At 47.5% G+C, this 4114-nt stretch carries 3 protein-coding genes and 2 pseudogenes; 2 read left to right on the forward strand and 3 right to left on the reverse strand.

Annotated elements, in window-relative coordinates; all coding sequences use genetic code 11:
• Positions 1 to 27: 27 nt before the first annotated feature.
• Together ACG95_RS14650 and ACG95_RS13665 are read right to left on the reverse strand one after the other, a co-directional pair.
• Positions 28 to 117 (reverse strand): annotated as a pseudogene (locus ACG95_RS14650) (cation transporter); the annotation flags it as partial.
• 128 nt (positions 118 to 245) lie between these two features.
• Positions 246 to 437, reverse strand: coding sequence for a hypothetical protein (locus tag ACG95_RS13665; protein ID WP_003576326.1), 192 nt, complete (start codon positions 435 to 437; stop codon positions 246 to 248).
• A 126-nt stretch (positions 438 to 563) separates the two neighbouring features.
• Between ACG95_RS13665 and ACG95_RS13670 the strand changes: the two genes are divergently transcribed.
• Both ACG95_RS13670 and ACG95_RS13675 read left to right on the forward strand, forming a co-directional pair.
• Positions 564 to 2093 (forward strand): multicopper oxidase family protein, encoded by a 1530-nt coding sequence (locus tag ACG95_RS13670; RefSeq protein ID WP_048001073.1) that lies wholly within the window; start codon positions 564 to 566, stop codon positions 2091 to 2093.
• Between the two features lie 39 nt (positions 2094 to 2132).
• Positions 2133 to 3505, forward strand: a pseudogene (locus tag ACG95_RS13675) (MFS transporter).
• 153 nt (positions 3506 to 3658) lie between these two features.
• Here ACG95_RS13675 and ACG95_RS14490 read toward each other — a convergent pair.
• Positions 3659 to 4024 carry a hypothetical protein gene (locus ACG95_RS14490; protein ID WP_003580900.1) on the reverse strand — a complete coding sequence of 122 codons (366 nt, stop codon included), beginning with the start codon at positions 4022 to 4024 and terminating at the stop codon, positions 3659 to 3661.
• Positions 4025 to 4114 lie beyond the last annotated feature (90 nt).

Below are 4114 nucleotides of genomic sequence, written 5' to 3' on the forward strand. Positions count from 1 at the left end.
AAAAATTCGGATTAAATTTGCAATCTACCACTCAAATGCCATCCATGCCGTTGAAAAATATTCAACCCGTAAGGCTGACGTCATGGTTTGTTTCTACGTCATTGACAGTTGCTGCATTAAACGACCCTCTTTCATGTGACTGTTCATCTAAGTACAGACACATGATATATTCAACATATGTATATGCCAACATATAACGCCGATCAATGACTCCATGAAAGGTCTTGCAGCAACTTCTTAACAAACTAGTGCTGGTGGGCGTGTTGTTGACTTGACTGGGGCCGATAAGCGGCAACTAACCCTGTCACAGCGTCCAAAGTCATAATCAGACCCATTAACCACATCGCTGCCATATTGTGCATGGTACCAATTAGAATCAGCAGCACCACATTTAACGCCAGCATGAGCCAGCCCATTGTTTTCGACATTTGTTGCATGAAAATCCTCCTCAAGTGTATGGATAAGACCTATACCATTTTTCAATACTACTTTAGGTTAATTCTAAATTATGTTTATGGCAACCCTAAAAAGTGTTAAAATTCTTGTCAGAGGGGGAAATCACGATGAAAATCTATACGGACTATTTCTTTGATGAGCCAGCGTTTGATCTCCACGATGGCGGGTACGTGCCGCTTGAGGTCAGTGATGCGTCTGAGAAGCCCTTAAATGTGCCGCCGTTGTTGAAACCGGATAAAGAGACGGCGACCGACGTTTATTACACGGTGACAGCAGAGGCTGGGGAAACGCAACTGTTACCTGGGGCGAAGACCAAGACGTGGGGCTATAATACCAGTCTGTTAGGTCAGACGATTGTGTATCGCCGTGGTCAGCATACGCATGTGACACTGAAAAACACCCTGCCTGAGTTGACCACTTTTCATTGGCATGGGGCTAATGTCAGTGGCCCTTATGTTGATGGCGGATGCCATGCGCCGGTTTATCCGGGTGAAAGTAAGCATATCGACTTCACATTGGAACAACCGGCGACGACTTTGTGGCTGCACGCGCATCCGTGCCCATCCACAGCCGAGCAGGTTTGGCATGGTTTGGCTGCCATGGTGATTGTCAAAGACGACCATGAAGCCAGCCTGCCATTGCCAAGGAACTATGGCGTTGACGATATTCCGGTCATTTTGCAAGACCGGCGTTTTCATGAGAACAACCAGTGGGACTACCGGGCTGATTATGATCCTGACGGTGTTGCTGGGCCAACTGCAATGATTAACGGTGACATCAATCCCTATTTTGATGTCACCACGCAAAAGGTCCGGTTGCGTTTTCTGGATGGTGCTAATCGCCGTGAATGGCGGTTGCATTTTTCCGATGACCTGCCATTTACGCAAATTGGCGGGGATGGCTCACTGTTACCGGAGCCGGTCAAATTTACCCATTTGATGCTGACTTGTGCTGAGCGTGCCGAAGTGATTGTTGATTTTGGCCAATACCATGAAGGCGACGAGGTCACCTTATATACGGATGATGTGCCATTGCTAAAGTTCCGCATTCATGCGTTCAAACCGGATCAGACTACCTTGCCTGATAAGTTGTTCGATGTGAAGGCACCAGTGGTTGACCCGGCTTTGCCAGTTCGCCATGTTGTGATGCAGGGGATGGACGAAGGTGTTGCGATTGATGGTAAAAAGTTTGCCATGCAGCGGATTGATGCCACGCAACCAATTGGCAAAGCCCAGTACTGGGATGTTACCAATAGCAATGATGCGCCTGGAATGGTTCATCCATTCCATGTGCATGGAACCCAATTCTTAGTCTTGTCGCGGAATGGGCATGCGCCGTATCCAAATGAACATGGTTTCAAAGATACAATTGGCGTGAATCCTGGTGAAACGGTTCGGCTGCTGGTTCGCTTTGATTTGCCAGGGGTTTATATGTATCACTGCCATATCATTGAGCACGAAGATGGCGGCATGATGGCACAGATTGAAACATTCGATCCAGCCAAGCCAAAGCAAGAATATAAATTGATGGATATGGATACGTTAATGATGGCCTTGGCTAAAGAACGTGGCGTCAAACCATCTGAGATTTGGATGGGCGGTATGCAGTCTTATGAAAAAATGGGAATGAAAATGTAAACGTCCCACAATACTAATATAGAAAAAGATGATTTTAATATGCACTCTCCAACGATCAAACATCGCGGGGCTTTTGTCGCCACGTTACTGACAGGTACCTTTTCGATGTCAATTTCTCAGTCTTCTTTAAGCACCGCTTATCCTGCTTTTATGAAAGCTTTTGGTTTAGGAGCGGATACAGTTGCTTGGCTGACAACCGGCTTTATGTTGGTGATGACCTTGATGATTCCGGTTAGCCCATGGCTGTTGCATAATGTTACTTTCCAACGGCTTTTCCAAGCGATTGAACTCATTTTTGCCATTGGGACAGGCTTATGTATCTGGGCACCGAGTTTTACCGTGCTCATGATTGGCCGGTTGCTTGAAGCGATTGCGGTCGGGATTATTTTCCCGAGTTTCCAGACCGTGTTGCTGACGATTACGCCGCATAGTGAGCGTGGTCGGGTGATGGGCACGGCGGGATTGGTCATGGGCTCAGCCTTGGCAGTCGGTCCGATTATTTCCGGTGTTTTGCTGACATGGTTCCCTTGGCAGGCTTTATTCTTGTTCTTCTTGGTCGTTTCGCTGCTTGTGCTGGCCGTTTCAACGGTGACCATTGCGTCTGTCATGCCATTGCAACCGACGCAACTGGACTGGGTGTCCTTCCTTTTATCCGCAAGTTTTCCAATTCTACTTTATGCCTTGGGTGCTTTGTCGAAAAAAGGCTTAACTGTTGGCGTGGTTGGTTTGTTGATTTTAGGCGTTCTGGCAGCTGGTATTTTCGTTGTTCGGCAATTGAATCGCCAACCACCAATGTTGCAAATGCGAGTTTTTGCCACTGGTATGTTTACTAAAGCGGTGTTTCTGACCGGAATTTCATACGTCGGTTTGATTGTCACCACTATCCTGATGCCGCTTTACTTTCAAACGCTACTTGGTTTGTCACCGTTGATTTCTGGCTTGTCCTGGGGCCAGCTGCGGTGTTGCTGAGTATTTTGAATCCAATTAGCGGGCGCCTACTGGATCGCTTTGGACCGCGTGTCGTGGCCATGATTGGCATGTTGTTGATTACTGGCGGCTTTGGTCTGTTAGCAGTCTTTGCCCATCATTTACCGCTGATTGGGGCAATTATGTTGGCGATGGCGACTGAAGCCGGCAATGCCTTTGTGATGATGCCTTCAGTGACGGCTGGCGCGAATGCTTTGCCGAATGAGCTCGTGGCAGACGGCACTGCGGTTACGACGACGGCTCGTCAGTTATTTGGTTCTGCCGGTGTCATGTTCGCCACAGTGTTGTTGGATGGCATGCAAACCACGCTGCGAAGTCATGCTGGCGGTTTTGCTGTTACCTTCGCTGTGTTTGCTGGCGTGGGCCTGATTGGCTTGCTGTTGGCGTTGACGTTACCAAAGGAAGTCGCGAAGAAAGCGGTATAGCTGCGAATTCGTGCTTAGTTGCAACAAAAATGACCGTCTACTTTTTGGTAGGCGGTCATTTTTGTTGCAACTAAGCATGCTTGACTGGGTACTTAGCCGCAAATGATCAGGAGAGAAGCATCGCGACTAGGAAAGGAGGGCAACACGGTTGCTTTAGTCAACAAAGACCAGTTCGATAGTTTCATCTTCCGGTTTGATGTTGACAGATAAATGACGATTAAGGTCGGCCACCAGTTTGCGTGCGAAGGCCATCTTCTCGTCGAATTCGGTCATGTGCGAAGTAAACGGGACGCTTTGGTAATTAAAGTTTTCGCCGATATAGCCCGGATCAGTCACGTAGCGCAAGTTGTTTTCGTCGTGGCGACTGCCCGGTTTCAGGACGGTATCCAAATACTGATAGAGAATCGTTGGATCGTAGTTCAGCGGCTTATCAAGGGTCGTGGAAAGCTTGTAGCCGGTTGCTTGACCAGCGAATTGTTCGTTGATTTGGACTTGGGTAAGGCTTTGATACAATTTCAAAACGATCACTCCTCTTCTTTTCACTTTTAGTATAGCAGTTATGGTAGATTGTAAAATTAATCCGAACAGCGTTCGGATTAATTTTACAAT

This window comes from Lactiplantibacillus herbarum (genome assembly GCF_001039045.1).
GTDB lineage: Bacteria > Bacillota > Bacilli > Lactobacillales > Lactobacillaceae > Lactiplantibacillus > Lactiplantibacillus herbarum.

Coding starts and splice junctions, on each gene's coding strand:
- ACG95_RS13665 (WP_003576326.1), bottom strand. CDS start 437: ATGCAACAAATGTCGAAAACAATGGGCTGGCTCATGCTGGCGTTAAAT.
- ACG95_RS13670 (WP_048001073.1), top strand. CDS start 564: ATGAAAATCTATACGGACTATTTCTTTGATGAGCCAGCGTTTGATCTC.